Genomic DNA, 17,558 nt, shown 5'->3' on the forward strand with positions numbered 1-17,558 from the left:
GTATGTCGTCCACGATGGCGAGGTCGCTGCCGACCGAAATTCCAGATGTCGATCCAGATGGAGCTGTGTCACGAAAGCCCGGCCTCGTCGTTCTGTCCTCCGGCGGGGAGGTTGTGCATTCTGTAGGTCTCGGCAAGCAGTCTGCGATCCAAGCACTTGTGCGCGACCCGGAGTGGGTGGCCAGCATCCGGGGGGGCCGGCTCGTCGCGATGACCGTCAACGGTTCCAAGCTCGTCCTCCTGTGGACGGACTTGACAGATGGCGCGATGTTGACAGTGAGCGAAGCGCCTGGCGACACCGTTCTAGAGTTCATTCACTCTGTCGATTTCGCCTACGACATTTTTGAACATCTGTTGAGTAACCCGTTCGATGCCATGACGGTTGTCGATACTGATGCCATCGTTCGCTTCATTTCACCCATCCACGAGAACTTCTTCCGCCAGCGCCACGGCGAAGGCTACGGGCGCCCGGTGCAGAAAATGATTGAAAACACCAGGCTGCATCAGGTGGTTCAAAGCGGAAAGGCGGAAGTGGGGCATATTCAGCGGATGAATGGCTCCAACCGGGTGGTGAGCCGGACGCCGATCTATCGCGGCAAGAAAATTGTCGGCGCCATTGGACGGATCATGTTCAAAGGGCCCGAACAGCTTGAGAAGCTTAATCAGGAAATTAATTCGCTCGAGAGCGAAGTCAAGTTCTACCGACGCGAAGCCGAGGCGATGCGTCGCAATGAATATGGTCTCGAGAGTATCATTGGATCCAGCCGCAGTATCAGTGATCTCAAGAATGATATCGTACGCATTGCACCTCTCGATGTGCCTGTGCTGGTCTGTGGCGAAAGCGGTTCCGGCAAGGAGCTTGTCGCCCAAGCGCTGCACAGAATTAGTTCACGACGCAATAACAATATGATCATGATTAATGCGGCTGCGCTGCCTTCTACCCTCGTGGAGAGCGAGTTGTTCGGCTACTCGGCCGGCGCGTTCACTGGAGCTCATCAAAAGGGCCACCCAGGAAAGTTCGAGCAGGCGAATGGAGGTTCTTTATTTCTCGATGAGATTGGCGATATGCCGCTCGACGTTCAGGCCAAGCTGCTACGAGTGCTTCAAGACGGGTCTGTCGAAAAATTAGGTAGCACGAGATCGATAAAGGTCGATTTCCGGCTCATTTCGGCAACTAACCGCAATCTTGAGGAAATGATCCGTGAAAACGATTTCCGGCTAGATCTCTACTATCGGATAAGCCCGGTTGTGCTGCATGTGCCTCCCCTCCGTGACCGTCTCGAAGACATACCAGCGCTTGCCGATGAATTTCTCAGGAACTTCGCGGAGCGTCATGATCGTCCAGTCTGCAGCCTCAGTGCAGAAGTGATTTCGCTCCTTCAGTCCCATAACTGGCCTGGGAATGTGCGGCAGTTGAAGCACGAGGTCGAGCGAGCTGCAATTTTCAGCAATGGCGGCGTCATAGAGGCCCATCTCCTGCAGCGCTCACTACATGGTGGAGGTCTGGCGGCGATTCCCGATCGGCCGATCGCTGGAGTTGCTGCCTCCAATGACCTCCAGCTCAAGGACCATATGCAGAAGGTCGAGGATGTGGTCATCGAAAACGCTATGCAGCGTCTAAATGGAAACAAGAAGAGAGTGGCAGAGGAGCTGGGGATCTCACGCTCCTACCTATACAAAAAGCTGGCAGGAATTGGTGTTGATCTTAATTAATCGACCTCATTTGTGGATTGTTTGCGACGGTCAGTGTAAGATATTCCCTGTAGCTCTCCAAGAATGGATGCTGCGGGCATTGTGGCTACTTAATAACGTGCCGACTTATAGACATTGGACGCGACATTCTTAGGGACGATGCGCTCGGAGCAGTGCTAATGATCGCGCATGTTTCAGCAAGATTTCCAGCGCCGCGTCATTAACTATTCAGGTGGACTGGAGTACGCACGTAGCTAGTAAAATTTATCAGTGAAGTGAGCTGATGAATATTGGTGAAAATGTATGAGCGGGCGTAAACAAGCTGCTCGCCGGTTGAAGAGTGTCGTACGGCGAGATTTTTATCAATTGGAGACCTTTCTTAAGTCGCTGAAACTCGAAGTTTCGTCGATGCAGCAAGGCAGCTTGGAATAAGCCAACCGGCCGTCAGCCAAGCGATTGCGCGTAATTACTGGCTTTCTGCCGGCCGTAGATGGGGGAGCGAACATTCAGGAACGACTCTGGGTGGAACCTCTCGTCGCCGTCCTACCTGCAGATCATCCGCTCGCTGTTCGAAAAGGGGTACGTTGGACGGACCTTGCCTCCTTGCCGCTTATTTTGAGGTCATATCACGGCCAGGCGGTTGGCGCTGCGGGACGAGCATCAGCCCTATCTGGCGTATCACCGCAACCACGTCTGGATGCGGAGTTAGGCAAGTAGGAAAGCGGGAAAGCTTGCGGGATCCGAGAGCGATCAAAAGGTGCTGCTCGACCAAGCGTGATATGGCTTGAGTGACGGTACTTCTTGAGGTGTCGCGAGTGCATCGCGGACTCCCCGCATGCGAAGTTATCGGGCAATTGGTGTCGATAGATGGCGAAATCGAAAATATTTTTTACCGGCTATTTTCCGTTTAAAATCAAAAGTGTAACTTTTTGACGGCCCGCGCGTCGGCTTTTACCTGTCGCCGTTGGCTTCTTTTTCGAGTTTTTCAATGATTTATGATGGAGTTAATCAATCGAATGGGAATGAGGGCGCCTGGCCGGCCTCCCTTTATCTGAGCGCGTCGGTGAGCCGTAGCAGCAGGGCCGTGACGGCCTGGTAATCGAGCGGTGCCGCGGCTTTGCGAAGCCGCGTCTCCGCATCGGCCACGATATCGGTCGCCGCCTCCAGGGCCCGGAGCCCCTCCACCGTCATTTCGGTCCTGCGGACGCGTCCATGTTCGGGGTGGGGGCTGCGCGTGATGAGGCCTGCCTTCTCCAGCGTGACGAGTATCGCCTGCATCGTTTGCGGCGTGACGAACGCATGGCGTGCGAGCGACGCATTGGATGCCCCCGGTTCGATCTTCAGACAGGCAAGGACCGCATATTGCGGCGTGGTCAGGCCGATCCCGCGCAGGTCGGCGTCCATGCGCGTGCGCAGGGCATGCTGCGCCTGCTTAAGCGTGAATCCGATCGTCGCATAAGGGGCGCTTTCGGGCGCAGCCGGGTTTGACATGTCAGGGCCCTTATATATATCAGCTCCCTTATATTATCACCTGATGACAGGAAGGGAACCCAGCCATGCCGCATCTGATCGGACCCGATTTCATCGGCATCCAGACCGAGGATCTCGAAGCCGCGCGGACATTCTATACCGAAATCGTGGGACTGAAGGCCGCGCCCTCCAGCCCGCCGGGAGCGATCCTGTTCGATACCCGGCCGATCCCGTTCGCCGTCCGCACGCCGGTCGTCGATCTGGGGGAGACGGATCGACTGGGCTGGGGGATCGCGATCTGGTTCGGCTGCGACGACGCCGATGCGCTCCATGCGCATCTCGTCGAGCAGGGCATCGACATCGAGTTCCCGCCGAAGGATGGGCCGTTCGGCCGCTACTTCGCGTTCCGCGATCCGTTCGGTTACACGATCACGGCCCATACGGTCGCTCCGCCGCGATCGACAGGCGCGTGAGGGGCTGACGGCCGGGATCACATCCGAAATCATCGGAGCCGGCGGACGGTCGCCCGTCCACCGGCTCCATGTCGGCCGGGCCGTCTGTCTATCGGGGCGTCAGATGGTCTGGCCGCCCGACACCTCGATCCGCTGGCCGGTCACCCAGCGATTGGCCGGGCCGAGCAGGCCGGCGACCATCGGCCCGATATCGTCGGGCACGCCGACCCGGCCCAGCGCGGTCATCTGTGCGAACTGGTCGTTGAGATCGGGCATGTCGCGCACCGCGCCGCCCAGAAAGTCGGTCTCGATCGCGCCGGGGGCGACCGTGTTGGCGGTGATGCCCCGGCTGCCCAGTTCCTTGGCCATGTAGAGGGTCAGTATCTCGATCGCGCCCTTGGCCGCCGAATAGGCCGAGAAGCCGGGGAAGGAGATGCGGGTCAGGCCCGACGAGAAGTTGATGATGCGCCCGCCATCGGCAAGGATCGGCAACAGCGCCTGGGTCAGGAAGAACACGCCCTTCACATGGGTATCGAACAGCGCGTCGAACTGCGCCTCGGTTGTCTCCATCAGGCTCGCCATCTCGCCCTGGCCGGCATTGTTGACGAGATGGTCGAAGCTGTCGCGGCCCCATAGGTCCTTGAGCACCGACCGGACCTTCTGCGCGAAGGCCGGGAAGGTGGAGATGTCCGTCACGTCGAGCTGCAGCGCGACGGCTTTCCGGCCGAGCGCCTCGATCTCGCCGACCACCGCGTTCGCGGCGTCCGCGCCGCTGCGATAGGTCAGGATCACGTCGCCGCCCTGCTTCGCGATGCTGAGCGCGGTGTTGCGGCCTAGCCCGCGGCTGCCGCCGGTGATGATCGAGATGTTGGTCATATGTGCCTCCTTGGTCGGTGTTGCGATGAGGCGACTATCGCCGGGGCCGACCGTCCCGAGTTGCCGGATCCGCTGAATATCTTGCCTGATCCTATGGGATCGACTGGAGATTGGCAAAATCATGCAAGGATATCTGGCTGATGATTGCCTGATCATCCGACAGGGATTGCCTGAGCTCCCCACAAAGATTAGGCTGCGGTGAATGACCCAGGCTCTGCTCGATGCCGCAAGGCGCTTTGCCGAAACCCATGCCGACCCGGCCGGCGTGGCGCGCACGCCTATCCCCGGCCTCACCATAATCCGTGAAACGATGCCCGGCCTGCTGCAATATGCGGTCAACAGGCCGCTGGTTGCGATGCTCCTCCAGGGTCGCAAGCGGGTGACAATGGGCAGCGAGATTTTCGACTTCGGGGCCGGCGAGTCGCTGCTGATCACCACCGACGTCCCGACGATCAGCCAGATCACCCGGGCGAGCGCCGGCACGCCCTATTTCTCCATCGTCTTCGATCTCGATCCGGCGGTGATAGAGGGGCTGGTGATGGAGATGGGCGCGGCGCCCTTCGCGGCGGGCCAGCCGGTCAGGGTCGATCCGACCGAGGGCGAGGTGGCAGATGCTGCGCTGCGCCTGCTGCGCCTGCTCGATCGCCCGGCCTCCGTGCCGATCCTTCAGGGCCAGCTGGTGCGGGAGCTGCACTATTGGCTGCTGTCGGGCCGGCACGGCGCCGCCATTCGCAGCCTGGGCGTCGCGGACAGCCATGCGCAGCGCATCGGCCGTGCGGTGGCGGTGATCCGCGCCGATTTCGCCAAGCCGCTGCGGATGGAGCGGCTGGCCGAAGTCGCCGGCATGAGCCCGTCGACCTTCCACGAGCATTTCCGCGCCATCACCTCGCTCAGCCCGTTGCAGCTCCAGAAGCAGCTTCGGCTGATCGAGGCGCGGCGGATGCTGCTTTCCGATGGTGCCACCATCGGCCATGCGGCGCATGCCGTCGGTTATGAGAGCGTGCCCCAGTTCACCCGCGAATATGGCCGCATGTTCGGCCTGCCCCCGGCGCGCGACCTGAAGGCGGTGAAGACGCGCCTGCAGGCCGCCGCCTGAACCAGCTGCCGTCTCCGGTTGAGCGCGGCTGGAGAGCGCGTTATCCCGGTTGCTTGTTCATGGTGGGGAGAGCGGTGTGACATCCCATTGGCTCGTGAAGTCCGAACCCAATGCCTATTCCTTCGCGGATCTCCAGCGCGATGGCTCGACCGTGTGGGACGGCGTCCGCAACAACGCGGCGGCGCTGCACCTCAAGGCGATGAAGGTCGGCGACGAAGCGTTCTTCTATCATAGCCAGGAAGGCAAGGAGATCGTCGGCATCGCCAGCGTCACCCGCACCGCCTTTCCCGACGCCAGCGATCCCACCGGCCGCTTCGTCGCGGTTGAGCTGGCCCCGGTGCGCGCGCTGAAGAACAGCGTCACCCTCGCCGATATGAAGGCCGAATCCGCCCTCAAGGACATGGCGATGCTCCGCCAGAGCCGCCTTTCGGTCTCCCCGGTCAGCGATGCCGAATGGGCGGCGATATTGAAGATGGCTGGGGGCTGATCGATCGAGCCCTAAAGCGGCGTGGCTTCGTAGTTTGTCGCTATCAGGGATAAATGGGAATCCAGCGGCGGATTTAGCTCAAAGCCCTTGGGTTCACGTGCAAAATCCCACAGCCGGACCAATCGCCACTCAGCACGCTGCGACTCCGCGACGGACAATTCGTTGCGGGAGATGTAGAATGGTGTGCGTTCCCAGCCTCTGGTGGTCTTCACTTCGATCAGGCGTTTGCCACCGTTCGTATCGAAGCTCTGGATGTCGTAGCCGGCACCATCGCCATCAACGTTCGAAACCCAGCGGATGCGGTTGGCGAGATCCGTTCGCCCGGCAGCCGAGAGGGTTGCTCGCTCATGGGCCAGAACCAGTTCCTCGCCGGCTCGGCCGAGCGCGCGATTGCGCGCGTCACGTTGGGCCACATCATATTTGCGGGCGATCGCCATCATCTGGCCGAGTTCCTGGGGCGGCGGAGCGTTGCTGTATGTGGGAGGAGGACCAATCCAGAGCATTCCGCTTTCGGACACCGCGCCCGATATTCCGTGATCGCTCCCACGAGATGGAGGCGTCAGCCAATCGGGATTGCGGTCGAGCCAACGTGCAACCGCATGTTCGAGCGAGCCCTGAAAGTTAAAGGCTGGTTTGTATCCGGGAATCCAGGCTTCACCGATCCCCTTGAGGACCGCGCTGATATTCTGGTGCTTATATTCGATCGCGCTCCGCGGTCGGGCAATCGCCAATTGTAGCAGGCGATTATGCTCCGCTTTATTATACGGCTGCCCCGCGAGATCGGCTGCCAACATCGCAAAATAATCCGCAACGATCGCATCGTTCTGATTATCGGTCCAATGGCCGCTCATTCGAGAAGCCGTGTCGGTACGGCCAACAGAGGGCCGGCGGCGGCGAGCCTTTCGTCTAGGGTGTACACCGTCGCGCCATGGTATGATGCAACCGCAAGATGAAGCGCATCGCCGGCGCGTAGGCCCAGTTCACGCTGGTCAACGAACCGGGCAGCCGTGCGGAAGTGCGAACCGCTCACATCCAGCATTACAAAGCTCTCTGCGACGAGCCCGTTGAACATTGCGAGGGCCGCAGCGCGTTGATCCACGGAAATCTGGCCCGTGCGCAGCTTGATCGCGAAGGCCGAAGAGGTTTCGGTAATTGTCCAATCGCTGATCATCAAATCTGATGGCGTTTGATCTGCCAGCCAGCGCTGAGCCCTGTCGGATGCCGTCTCGTTGCTCAGTGCGGCGACGATCAACGAGGTATCCAGATATAGCATCAGTAGCGGTCGTTGTCCCGCATCGCCCGAACAAGTCCAGCGGCTGAGGGCTGAGGTGGCATGGTCGCGGTCAGCGCTTGCAACTCCTCAAGAACAATAGCCTTGCGGGGGTGTTCGACGGCTGTCAGTCGCGCGACGCGTTTGCCCCGGCGAGTGATGTCGATCGAGTCGCCGGCCTCGACCCGATCGACGAGTTCGCTCAAATGCGCCTTGGCATCTGCTAGCTTGATCGCATCCATATTTGGCTCCTGACCAGATAGATGGTCATATAGCTCATATCGCGGGCAATTTCCAGTCACGCTTCGGCCGGCGCCTGGTCCATCGCCGCCATATCCATCCAGAAGACCTCCCAGACATAGCCGTCGGGGTCTTCCACACTGCGGCCATACATGAAGCCGTGCTCCTGCGCCGGATTGGGATCGGCCTTGCCGCCCGCGCGGGCGGTGACCTCGATGGCCGCGTCCACCGCCTCGCGGCTGTCGGCGTTGAGCGCGATCAGCATCTGGCTCTCGCTTCGCGCATCGCCGATCGGCCGCTTGGTGAACTCGGCGTAGCGATCATGGGTCAGCAGCATCACGAAGATGGTGTCGGACAGCATGATCGAAGCGGCCCGTTCGTCCGAGAATTGCGGGTTCACCGTGCCGCCAAGCGCCTCATAGAAGCGGATCGATGCCGCCAGATGGCGCACCGGCAGGTTCACGAAGATCATCTTGCTCATAGCGTCCTCCTTCATGTGGGGCTTGATCGGCTGGCCGGAATTAGAGCATCGCGCGGAAAAGTAGACACCGGTTTTCCGCAAAAGCGATGCGGCAACAGCAGCTTAAAGCAAGGTGCCTGATTCAGGAATCTGGCACCTCGCTTTAGACGATATCTGCCCGCTCGATCCTACAGGACGAAGCAGAAATTGTGGCACCTCGCTCTCACTCGGCTGGCGGAACCAGTTCCACGCGGTTCCGCCCCCCGTCCTTCGCGGTGTAGAGCGCCGCGTCGGCGCGCGCGTAGAGCCGGCTGAAATCGTCGCCGCGCCCCAGTCTCGCGACGCCCATGCTGGTGGTGACCGCGATCCGCTCGCCGTCGATCTCGACGCTGCCGGCGCCGATCGCCTCGCGCAGCTGCTCCGCCCGCCGCCGCGCGTCGGCCAGGCCGGTGTTCGGCATCAGCAGTGCGAACTCCTCGCCGCCGATGCGCCCGGCCACCTCGCCGGGCGCGGCCTGGTCCAGGATCGTGCGGCCGGTGCGGGCGAGCACCGCGTCGCCGCCCGGATGGCCGTGGTGGTCGTTGACCTGCTTGAACTCGTCGAGGTCGAGGATGGCGAGGCTGAGCGGCTGGCCGTCGCGCTGGGCGGCGGCGATCAGTTCCTCGGCCCGCGCCATGAAATGGCGGCGGTTGGCGCAGCCGGTCAGCGGATCGGTCATCGCCAGCTGGCCTAGCCGGTCGTTGGCGGCGCGCAGGGCGGCAGTGCGTTCGGTAATCTGGCGCTCCAGATCGGCCTGCCGGTCGCGCAGATAGCGGGTGCGCCAGCGTACGATCGCGACGATCGCCAGCAGCGCCGCCACCGCCATCGCCAGCCTGAACCACAGCCGCTGGTACCAGGCCGGCATCACCCGCACCGGCAGGCTCAGCTCGCGCTCGGCCCAGACGCCGGCGCGGTTCGATCCGCGCAGCCGCAGCACATAATCGCCGGGGGGCAGGTTGGTGTAGATGGCAAGCCGGCGGTTGGCGTCGGTTTCGGTCCAGTCCCTGTCGAAGCCGTCGAGCCGATAGGCATAGCGGTTGCGCTCGGGTGCGGTGAAATCCAGCGCCGCGAACTCGACGGCGAGGCTGTTGCCCTCGGGAGTCAGGGTGAGCGGCCCGATCGAAGTCCCCCGGTTGAAGCTGGCGACCGGCACCGAAACCCCGCCGACGCGCAGGTCGGTGATGACCAGCGGCGGCTGCAACGTCCAGTGCGGCAGCCGGCCCGGCCGGACGATCGTCACCCCGCCCTTGGCGCCGAACAGCGCCTCGCCGGTCGCGCTGGTCGCCCCTGCGCCGGCGAAATAGTCGATCAGCGCCGATCCGTCGGCCTGGCGAAGCGCCCGCACCGCCAGGGTGGCCGGATCGATCCGGGCGAGGCCGTCGTCGGTGCCCGCCCAGATCGTGCCGGCGCCGTCCATCTGCAGGCTGTCGACATTGGCATGGGGCAGGCCCTGCGCCACGCCGATCTTGCGGAAACGGGGCCGCCCGTCGGCGCCGCGCCCCGTCATCACCCCCAGGCCGCCGCCGAAGGTGCCCGCCCACAGCCGCCCCTGCCGGTCGACCAGCAGTGCGACGACGAACCGCCCCGGCAGCGCGGCGGCGTCGGCGGGGTCGGGGGCGATATGCTCGACCGCGCGGGTCGCCAGGTCGAGCCGGTAGAGCCCGTTGCGGCTGCCGATCCAGAGGTCGTTGCCCTTGCCGCGCCGGATCACGGCGATCCCGCCATCGGCGAGCCTGGGCCGGAAGATCACCCGGCCGGTAGCCGGAGCGACCCCCAGCAGGCCGCTGTCGTCGCCCCCCACCCACAATATCCCGGCATCATGGGCAAGCGCGGTGACCGCCGCGTGCGGATCGCGCCCGGCGATGGTGACGAGCCGGGCCGCGCGGCCGAGCCGGTCGGCATGGTAGAGGCCACGGCGGGTACCGATATGGACGCTGCCGTCCTCTGCCTCCGCCATGGCGAACACGACGTCGGGGGGCAGGCTGGTGCCAGGTCTCAGCGCGGCGATCCGGCCGCCCGCCGGGTCGACCAGATCGACGCCGCCGTCGAGATAGCCGAGCCATAGCCGGCCGTCGCGTGTGGCGAGCAGCGAGAGCGGATCCGACGCGCTGAGCCCGCCGGCCTGCCCCGGCGAGGCGAGGATGGTCGAGATCAGTCCGGCCGTCCGGGGATGATAGCTGAGCCCGCCGGTGCTGCCGACCCACAGCGATCCGGCCCTGTCGCGCAGCAGCGCCCAGACGTCGTTATGCGCCAGGCTGTTCGCGACCGAGCGATCGTGCCGGATCAGGCGGACCCGGCCGGTCGCGGTATCGACCGAGGCGATCCCGTTGCCGCGCAGCCCCGCCCATATTTCATGCGGGCCCGCCGCGCTGATCGTCGAGACCGATCCAGTCGACAGGATCGCCTCGCCGCCGATCGGGCGGGGCGCCGTCCCGGTGGGATCGATGACGAGCAGGCCGCGCCGCAACGTGCCCACCCAGATCCGGCCGTCGCCGTCCTGGAACAGCGCGCCAACCCCGGTCGCGCCCTTCGGCAGCGGCACCGGTGCGAAGGCCGTCGCTCCGGCGGCCCGCCGCCAAAGGCCCCTGGTGGTGCCGACCCAGAGCGCGCCCCTGGCTTCGCGCAGCAGCGCCCGGACCGGGGCGGGCGGGAATGTCGTCGGCCGGACGGTGCCGCGCGCGGGATCGAGGTGGCGGAGCCCGTCGTCCGATCCGATCCAGAGGCCGCCGCGTCCGTCGTCGGCGATCGCGCCGATGTGGATGCGCCCCTCGGTCGGGCCGATCGGCACCGGCACGAAGCGGTCGCGCGCCGCGTGGTAGCGCGCCAGCCCGGCCGCGCCGCCGCCCACCCACAGCCGCCCCGCGCGATCGACATGGAGTAGCTGGATCCAGTCGTCGTGCAGGCTGCCCGGCTTGGTGGGATCGGCCTTGTAGCTGTGGAAGCGATAGCCGTCCCAGCGCGCCAGCCCGCCCTGCGTGCCGATCCATATGAAACCGTCGCGATCCTGCGCCAGCGCGGTGGGGACGGGGTGCGGCAGGCCCTGGTCGCGGCCATAATTGTGGAAGACGGTGGCGGCCAGGTCGCTCCAGCGCGGACCGGCCGCGTCGCTCGCGCCGGCCGCCAGCAGCAGCCAGCCAAGCAGGATCGCGGCCCATGCCGGGCCCGATCGGGTCCGCCTTTTCCCCCTCGCGATCAAGCCCCTGTCGCCCCGTTCAGCCCCATGCCTTCATAGCAGGCGCCGGGGCGGATGACAGCAGGCAGAAATGCGGGGTTGCGGTCCCGGAATCGGCGGCGGCGCCTCAGCGCCGCCGTTTCACCAGCCGCAGCGTGGGCCAGTCGCCCCGGACGATCCGGTCGGCCAGGTAGAAGCCCTGGCGGCGATAGGCCTGGGCCACCGCCTCGGCCTGGCTGTCGAGCAGCCCGGCCAGGATGATCGTGCCGCCCGGCAGCACCGCGTCGGCGAACACCGGGGCCAGCTCGATCAGCGGCCCGGCCAGGATATTGGCGATCAGCAGGTCATAGGGCGCGCGCGCCTTGAGCCGGCGGTGGTCCATCCCCGCCGCGACGGCCAGTTCCACCTGGCCGCGTCCGCGCCCGGTGGGGATGGCGTTGACGGCGGCATTCTCGGCGGTGACCTCGATCGAGACCGGGTCGATGTCCGACGCGATCGTCTTGGCCGCCGGCCACAGTGCCCGCGCGGCGAAGGCCAGCAGGCCGGTGCCGGTGCCGATATCGGCGATGTCGTCGAAGCGCAGGCCCGATTGCCGCAGCTTGTCCAGCATCATCAGGCAGCCGGTGGTCGTCTCGTGATGGCCGGTGCCGAAGGCGCGGCCGGCGTCGATCAGGAAGCCGGTCATGCCGTCGGGCACCCGATCGGCATTATAGGGCGTGTGGACGAAGAAGCGCCCGGCCCGGATCGGCTCCAGCCCCGATTGCGACAGCGTGACCCAATCCTCCTCGGGGATATGCGTCACCACCGGCTTCGCCCCGGCGGCGCTCGGCGCCAGCGCCGCGATCGCTGTGAGCAGTGCCTTGTCCGGTTCGTCCTCGACATAGACGTCGAGTTGCCAGTCGTCGGGCCGCTCGGGATCGGGCTCGCTGGTCATCACCGTCGGCTGCGGATCGAACGGCGCCAATTCAGGGATGTCCTCGGCGATGCGTTCGGCTTCCGCCTTGGTGCAGGGCAGGGTGACCTTCCAGCTTCCCTCGCGGGCGGGCGCGAAGGGAAAGCCGGTGATGCCGTCGCCCTTGGGCTCGCCGGGCCTAGCGGACATAGGAAGCTCCGTTGATGTCGATCACCGCCCCGGTCATCGATGCGGGCGCGTCGAGCGCCAGGAAGCGGACGGTCTCGGCGACCTCCGCCGGATCGGCGACCCTGCCCAGCGGGATGTCGGCCAGCAGCTTGTCGCCGCCCCGGCTGGCCAGATAGTCCTCGGCCATGCCGGTCATGGTGAAGCCGGGGCAGATGGCGAAGGCCAGGATATTCTCGGCCGCATAGCCGCGCGCGATCGTCTTGGTCATCGCCACCATGCCCGCCTTGGACGCGGCATAGTGCCAGTGCGCCGGGCTGTCGCCGCGATAGGCGGCGCGGCTGGCGACATTGACGATGCGGCCCCCGCCATGGCGGCGGAAATGCAGCACCGCGTGGCGGCACAGATCGGCCGACGCGGCCAGGTTGATCTGCATCGTCCGGTTCCACGCCTCGGCCCAGGCGGCGTCGGGCGCGTCGATCGAGGCGGCCTCGAAGATGCCGGCATTGTTGACGAGCACGTCGATCCGCCCGTCGAGAGTCTCCAGTGCCTGTTCCCAGATACGGCGGGGGGCGGTCGGGTCGGTCAGGTCGGCGGAGATGCTGGCCGGGTCATCCTCGGCGGCGCTGCTGCGATGGCCGACGATACGGACGTCCTCGCCGCCGAAACGGTCGAGTACGGCCCTGCCGATGCCCCGGCTGGTGCCGGTGGCGAGGATATGGATGGTCATGGGGAGGCGATTAGGCGGTCACGGGCGGGACGGCAATGTCGGAGGGGCAAGTCGCCCTCCAAAAGCGTCGCCCCGGCGGAGGCCGGGGCCGCAAACGTTTTTGCGGCCGCGTGCCGCAAGAGCCTGTGGCGGCCCCGGCCTCCGCCGGGGCGACGTGGATGTCGTCGGGACCGGAGCCCGTCAGGGCTCCGCAAGCGCGAACGCGCGTCCGAGCTTATGCGAGGAAAGCCAAGCGAGCCGGATGGCTCGCGCCCGGCGCTTGAGGGCTAATCAAATTAAGCAGCGATGCGGCTCACGAAATCGCCGGTGATCGTCTCCAGCTTGGACAGTTCGCCATCCACCCGGCGGAAACCGGCCTCGAGATGGTCGATCTCGCCCGCGACATTCTCGGTGTCGCTGCGGATCGCGGAGATGGTGGTCGACATCGAGTCGGCCGCCAGCGCGGTCTCGTCGACGGCGGCGGTGATCATGGTGACGGTGTGGGATTGCGCTTCCATCGTCGTGCGGATGCGCTCCGCCGATGTCTGGACCTCGCCGACGATGTCGCGGATCGCGCCGTTCGCTTCCACGGTCTGGCGGGTCGCCGCCTGGATCGCGGCAATCTTGGCGGCGATGTCGTCGGTGGCGCGCGCGGTCTGGCTGGCGAGGCTCTTCACCTCCTGGGCAACCACCGCGAAGCCGCGGCCGGCGTCGCCCGCACGGGCCGCCTCGATCGTGGCGTTGAGCGCCAGCAGGTTGGTCTGGCCGGCGATGTCGCGGATCAGGCCGAGGATCGATTCGATCGCCTGGGCATGGTCCGACAGCACTTCGGAGATGGCCACCGCATGGACCGAACGGTCGGCCGCGCGGGTCGCGATCTGGGCGGCGACCTCCACTTCGGCGCGGCTTTCCTCAATCGCGCGGATCAGGCCGGCGGCGGTGTGGGCGGCCTCGCGCATGGCGAGCGCCGACTGCTCGGCGGCGGCGGCGACCTCGGATGTCTTGCCCAGCATGCCGCGCGCGGCATGCGATGTCTGGCCGGTCTTCTCGCGCAGGCCGCGTGAGTCGTCGAGCGCGCGGGTCAGCGTCTCGGAGATGTCGGAACGGAAGGTGCGGCTGGTGTCGGCCAGGCCCTGGTGCTGGCTGGCGCGGTTCTGCGCGCCGACGATGGTGAAGGTGATGTCGAGATAGATCGAGCTGACCGTCAGCAGCGCCTCGCAGCTTTCGCTGACGAACGCCTGATCGTCGCCATAGGTGCGGATCAGGAAGCCCGAAAGGCCGGACACGCCTTCGGACGTCTTCTGCGCCAGCGTGCTGTGATCGCCGCCCTGCGAGACATAGGTGAAGATGTTGTGCGCGAAGGAACGCAGTTCGTCGATGTCGACGCCGTTGCGGAGCAGTGTCTTCCAGCGGTCGATCGCCCGTGCGGAAGCGGCCTCGCCGCCGACCGTCGCGACATAGGCGGCGCGGCTTTCCGGCTGTCCGTCGAAGGTGCCGCCATAGATGGCGTGGAGCACGTCGACCAGCTGGTCGCCGGCCCGGTCCCAGATCTTCCTGAGTCGGATGCCGACATCGCCCTTGCTGTCATATGTGGCGAGCTTCCGCCGGATTTCCTGATCGGTGATGCCGATCATTTCCATATCGAGACCGCTCATCATGGCTCCTGGCTGTGCCGCTTGATTCCCTAGACGGTCCCGACTCTTAGGGGCCAATGGTAAACACGCCGCTAAGGCTGATCGGGTTTCGCCGCGCGAAAGTCTTTACGGCGCCAGCAATGCCTTGCATGGCGTCGCGCATCGTCTAAGAACGGGCCGTCGACAGAGGGAGGGCATCATGTCGCGCAATCCAGGGCGTCCGCTTTCGCCGCATCTCACGATCTGGAGATGGGGCCCTCATATGCTGGTCTCGATCCTGCACCGGGCGACCGGCGTGGGCATGGCCATCGTCGCCGGGCTGGGCTTCGTCTGGTGGCTGGTCGCCGCCGCGATGGGGGCGGAGGCCTATGAGACCTTCTACAAGGTCGCGACCTCCTGGTTCGGCTATCTGGTCGCCATCGGGCTGACCTGGGCCTTCTTCCAGCATCTCTTCTCGGCGCTGCGCCACTTCGTGATGGACGTCGGCGCGGGCTATGAGCTGAAGACCAACAAGACCGGCGCGATCCTGACGATGGCTGGCTCGGTGCTCGTCACCTTGCTGATCTGGGCGCCGATCCTGGCCACTCTCGCGAACAAGGGAGCCGAATGATGGGCAGCGGAACGGGAATCGGCCGCGTCCGCGGTCTCGGCTCGGCCAAGCATGGCTCGCTGCATTGGTGGCGCCAGCGCGTCACCGCGGTCGGCAATCTGCTGCTGGCCACCTGGTTCGTGGTGTCGCTGTTCCGCCTGCCGGCGCTCGACTATGCGACGGTGATCGGCTGGATCGGCTCGCCGCTGGTCGCGGTGCCGCTGGTGCTGCTCACCATTTCGGTCTTCTATCATCTGCGGCTGGGGCTGCAGGTGGTGGTGGAGGACTATGTCCATGAGGAAGCCGGCAAGGTCTTCTTCATCCTGTTGCTCAACTTCTATGCGATCGCCGCCGCCGCGCTTGCGATCTTCTCGATCCTCAAGATCGCCTTCGGGGGAGTGCCCGCGTAATGGCCGAGGCTTATAAAATCATCGACCACCTCTATGATGCGGTGGTCGTCGGCGCGGGTGGCTCGGGCCTCCGCGCGACCATGGGCGCCGCCGGTGCCGGCCTCAAGACGGCCTGCATCACCAAGGTGTTCCCGACCCGCAGCCACACCGTAGCGGCGCAGGGCGGCATCGCCGCCTCGCTGGGCAATATGGGCCCGGACCACTGGACCTGGCATATGTACGACACCGTCAAGGGGTCGGACTGGCTGGGCGACCAGGACGCCATCGAATATATGGTGCGCGAGGCGCCGGCGGCGGTGATCGAGCTGGAACATGCCGGCGTGCCGTTCAGCCGCACCGATGAGGGGCTGATCTACCAGCGCCCGTTCGGCGGCCACATGCAGAATATGGGTGCCGGCCCGCCCGTGCAGCGCACCTGCGCCGCCGCCGACCGCACCGGCCACGCCATGCTTCACGCGCTGTACCAGCAGAGCCTGAAGTACGACGCGGACTTCTACATCGAATATTTCGCGCTCGACCTGATCATGGAGGATGGCGAGTGCAAGGGCGTGATCGCGCTCTGCATGGAGGATGGCTCGATCCATCGCTTCCGCAGCCATGCGGTGGTGCTGGCGACGGGCGGCTCGGGCCGCACCTATTTCTCCGCCACCTCGGCGCACACCTGCACCGGCGACGGCGGCGGCATGGTGCTGCGCGCGGGGCTCCCGCTGCAGGACATGGAGTTCGTCCAGTTCCACCCGACCGGCATCTACGGCGCGGGCGTGCTCATCACCGAGGGCGCGCGCGGCGAGGGCGGCTATCTCACCAACTCCCAGGGTGAGCGCTTCATGGAGCGCTATGCCCCGTCGGCGAAGGACCTCGCCAGCCGCGACGTCGTCTCGCGCTCGATGGCGATGGAGATGCGCGAGGGCCGCGGCGTCGGCAAGGACGGCGAATATATCTACCTGCACCTCGATCATATCGATCCCAAGGTGCTGGCGGAGCGGCTGCCCGGCATCACCGAGACCGGCAAGATCTTCGCCGGTGTCGATCTCACCCGCCAGCCGTTGCCGGTGACGCCGACCGTCCACTACAATATGGGCGGCGTCCCTTGTAACTATCATGGCGAGGTCGTCACCCTGAAGGACGGCAACCCGGACACGGTCGTCCCCGGCCTGTTCGCGGTGGGCGAGGCGGCCTGCGTCTCGGTCCATGGCGCCAACCGCCTCGGCTCCAACTCGCTGATCGATCTGGTGGTGTTCGGCCGCGCGACGGGCTTCCGCCTCGCCGAGCTGATCAAGCCGAACAGCAAGCATGGTGCGGTGGTCAAGGAAGCCGACGACAAGGCGCTGGGCCGGCTCGATCATTATCGCAACGCCAAGGGCGGCGCGCCGACCGCGCAGATCCGCGTCAACATGCAGCGCACCATGCAGAAGCATTGCGCGGTGTTCCGCGACAGCGAACTGCTGCGCGAGGGCCAGGGCTTGATCGACAATGTCTATGCGACCCTGCAGGATGTCGGCATCACCGATCGCTCGCTGATCTTCAACACCGACCTGATCGAGACGCTCGAGCTGGACAACATGCTGCCGCAGGCGGTGGTGACGATGCATTCGGCCGCCAACCGCAAGGAAAGCCGCGGCGCCCACATGCACGAGGATTATCCCGATCGCGATGACGCGAACTGGATGAAGCACACCATCACCTGGTTCGAAAAGGGCGCGGTGACGATCGATTATCGCCCGGTGCACGAATATACGCTCACCGACGAGGCGGAATATATCAAGCCGAAGGCGCGCGTTTACTGACGCTGCCCGGGGCACACAGCCGATATGGAAAAGGGGGCTTCGGCCCCCTTTTTCTTTGCGCGCCGTTCATCCATATGGGCGCCTTCTCCAATGGATTT

The 17,558-nt window shown here is 65.0% G+C and carries 18 protein-coding genes; 8 read left to right on the top strand and 10 right to left on the bottom strand.

Going from position 1 to position 17,558, the window contains the following annotated elements; all coding sequences use genetic code 11:
- Positions 1–2: 2 nt before the first annotated feature.
- Positions 3–1,712, top strand: coding sequence for a sigma-54 interaction domain-containing protein (locus CMV14_RS08255; RefSeq protein ID WP_202820889.1), 1,710 nt, complete (start codon positions 3–5; stop codon positions 1,710–1,712).
- 501 nt (positions 1,713–2,213) lie between these two features.
- Complete coding sequence (locus tag CMV14_RS27565) at positions 2,214–2,408, top strand: LysR substrate-binding domain-containing protein (RefSeq protein ID WP_176489078.1); 195 nt, start codon at positions 2,214–2,216, stop codon at positions 2,406–2,408.
- A gap of 330 nt (positions 2,409–2,738) precedes the next feature.
- On the opposite strand, the gene CMV14_RS08270 is transcribed toward CMV14_RS27565, so the two are convergent.
- Entirely contained in the window at positions 2,739–3,182 is a 444-nt protein-coding gene (locus CMV14_RS08270; RefSeq protein WP_066968458.1) for a MarR family winged helix-turn-helix transcriptional regulator, read from the bottom strand.
- A 65-nt stretch (positions 3,183–3,247) separates the two neighbouring features.
- Between CMV14_RS08270 and CMV14_RS08275 the strand changes: the two genes are divergently transcribed.
- A complete protein-coding gene (locus CMV14_RS08275) occupies positions 3,248–3,634 on the top strand; it encodes a VOC family protein (RefSeq protein ID WP_066968460.1) in 387 nt (128 codons plus the stop codon).
- 99 nt (positions 3,635–3,733) lie between these two features.
- Here CMV14_RS08275 and CMV14_RS08280 read toward each other — a convergent pair whose 3' ends face one another.
- The gene (locus CMV14_RS08280; protein ID WP_066968462.1) at positions 3,734–4,489 is read right to left on the bottom strand and encodes an SDR family NAD(P)-dependent oxidoreductase; all 756 of its coding nucleotides are present in this window, start codon (positions 4,487–4,489) and stop codon (positions 3,734–3,736) included.
- 202 nt (positions 4,490–4,691) lie between these two features.
- Here CMV14_RS08280 and CMV14_RS08285 point away from each other — a divergent pair, with 202 nt between their 5' ends.
- Entirely contained in the window at positions 4,692–5,585 is an 894-nt protein-coding gene (locus tag CMV14_RS08285; RefSeq protein WP_066968463.1) for an AraC family transcriptional regulator, read from the top strand.
- Between the two features lie 76 nt (positions 5,586–5,661).
- A complete protein-coding gene (locus CMV14_RS08290; RefSeq protein ID WP_176489077.1) occupies positions 5,662–6,072 on the top strand; it encodes an EVE domain-containing protein in 411 nt (136 codons plus the stop codon).
- Between the two features lie 11 nt (positions 6,073–6,083).
- Here CMV14_RS08290 and CMV14_RS08295 read toward each other — a convergent pair whose 3' ends face one another.
- The 8 genes from CMV14_RS08295 to CMV14_RS08330 form a co-directional block, all read right to left on the bottom strand.
- Entirely contained in the window at positions 6,084–6,923 is an 840-nt protein-coding gene (locus tag CMV14_RS08295) for a protein NO VEIN domain-containing protein (protein WP_066968467.1), read from the bottom strand.
- Complete coding sequence (locus CMV14_RS08300; RefSeq protein WP_066968469.1) at positions 6,920–7,345, bottom strand: type II toxin-antitoxin system VapC family toxin; 426 nt, start codon at positions 7,343–7,345, stop codon at positions 6,920–6,922. Before CMV14_RS08300 ends, CMV14_RS08295 begins: the two co-directional genes overlap by 4 nt.
- Positions 7,345–7,584, bottom strand: a complete 240-nt coding sequence (locus tag CMV14_RS08305) for a type II toxin-antitoxin system Phd/YefM family antitoxin (protein ID WP_066968471.1) — start codon at positions 7,582–7,584, stop codon at positions 7,345–7,347. Before CMV14_RS08305 ends, CMV14_RS08300 begins: the two co-directional genes overlap by 1 nt.
- Before the next feature lie 56 nt (positions 7,585–7,640).
- Positions 7,641–8,063, bottom strand: coding sequence for a VOC family protein (locus tag CMV14_RS08310; RefSeq protein ID WP_066968536.1), 423 nt, complete (start codon positions 8,061–8,063; stop codon positions 7,641–7,643).
- 202 nt (positions 8,064–8,265) lie between these two features.
- Positions 8,266–11,277, bottom strand: coding sequence for a ligand-binding sensor domain-containing protein (locus CMV14_RS08315; protein ID WP_238147230.1), 3,012 nt, complete (start codon positions 11,275–11,277; stop codon positions 8,266–8,268).
- Positions 11,278–11,380: 103 nt separating this feature from the next.
- A complete protein-coding gene (locus CMV14_RS08320) occupies positions 11,381–12,355 on the bottom strand; it encodes a 50S ribosomal protein L11 methyltransferase (RefSeq protein WP_066968473.1) in 975 nt (324 codons plus the stop codon).
- Positions 12,345–13,061, bottom strand: a complete 717-nt coding sequence (locus CMV14_RS08325) for an SDR family NAD(P)-dependent oxidoreductase (RefSeq protein ID WP_066968475.1) — start codon at positions 13,059–13,061, stop codon at positions 12,345–12,347. Before CMV14_RS08325 ends, CMV14_RS08320 begins: the two co-directional genes overlap by 11 nt.
- Positions 13,062–13,336: 275 nt before the next feature.
- On the bottom strand, positions 13,337–14,695 hold the full coding sequence (locus CMV14_RS08330; RefSeq protein WP_408014380.1) for a methyl-accepting chemotaxis protein: 1,359 nt from the start codon (positions 14,693–14,695) through the stop codon (positions 13,337–13,339).
- Positions 14,696–14,873: 178 nt separating this feature from the next.
- Between CMV14_RS08330 and sdhC the strand changes: the two genes are divergently transcribed.
- Genes sdhC through sdhA form a run of 3 tightly spaced genes read left to right on the top strand, consistent with a single transcriptional unit; the run spans position 14,874 to position 17,460 of the window.
- A complete protein-coding gene (gene sdhC, locus CMV14_RS08335; protein ID WP_066968479.1) occupies positions 14,874–15,284 on the top strand; it encodes a succinate dehydrogenase, cytochrome b556 subunit in 411 nt (136 codons plus the stop codon).
- Entirely contained in the window at positions 15,284–15,673 is a 390-nt protein-coding gene (gene sdhD / locus CMV14_RS08340; protein WP_066968482.1) for a succinate dehydrogenase, hydrophobic membrane anchor protein, read from the top strand. The genes sdhC and sdhD overlap by 1 nt, the downstream gene beginning before the upstream one ends.
- Entirely contained in the window at positions 15,673–17,460 is a 1,788-nt protein-coding gene (sdhA, locus tag CMV14_RS08345) for a succinate dehydrogenase flavoprotein subunit (protein ID WP_066968484.1), read from the top strand. The genes sdhD and sdhA overlap by 1 nt, the downstream gene beginning before the upstream one ends.
- The last annotated feature ends 98 nt before the right edge of the window (positions 17,461–17,558 follow it).

The organism is Rhizorhabdus dicambivorans, assembly GCF_002355275.1.
Lineage (GTDB): Bacteria > Pseudomonadota > Alphaproteobacteria > Sphingomonadales > Sphingomonadaceae > Rhizorhabdus > Rhizorhabdus dicambivorans.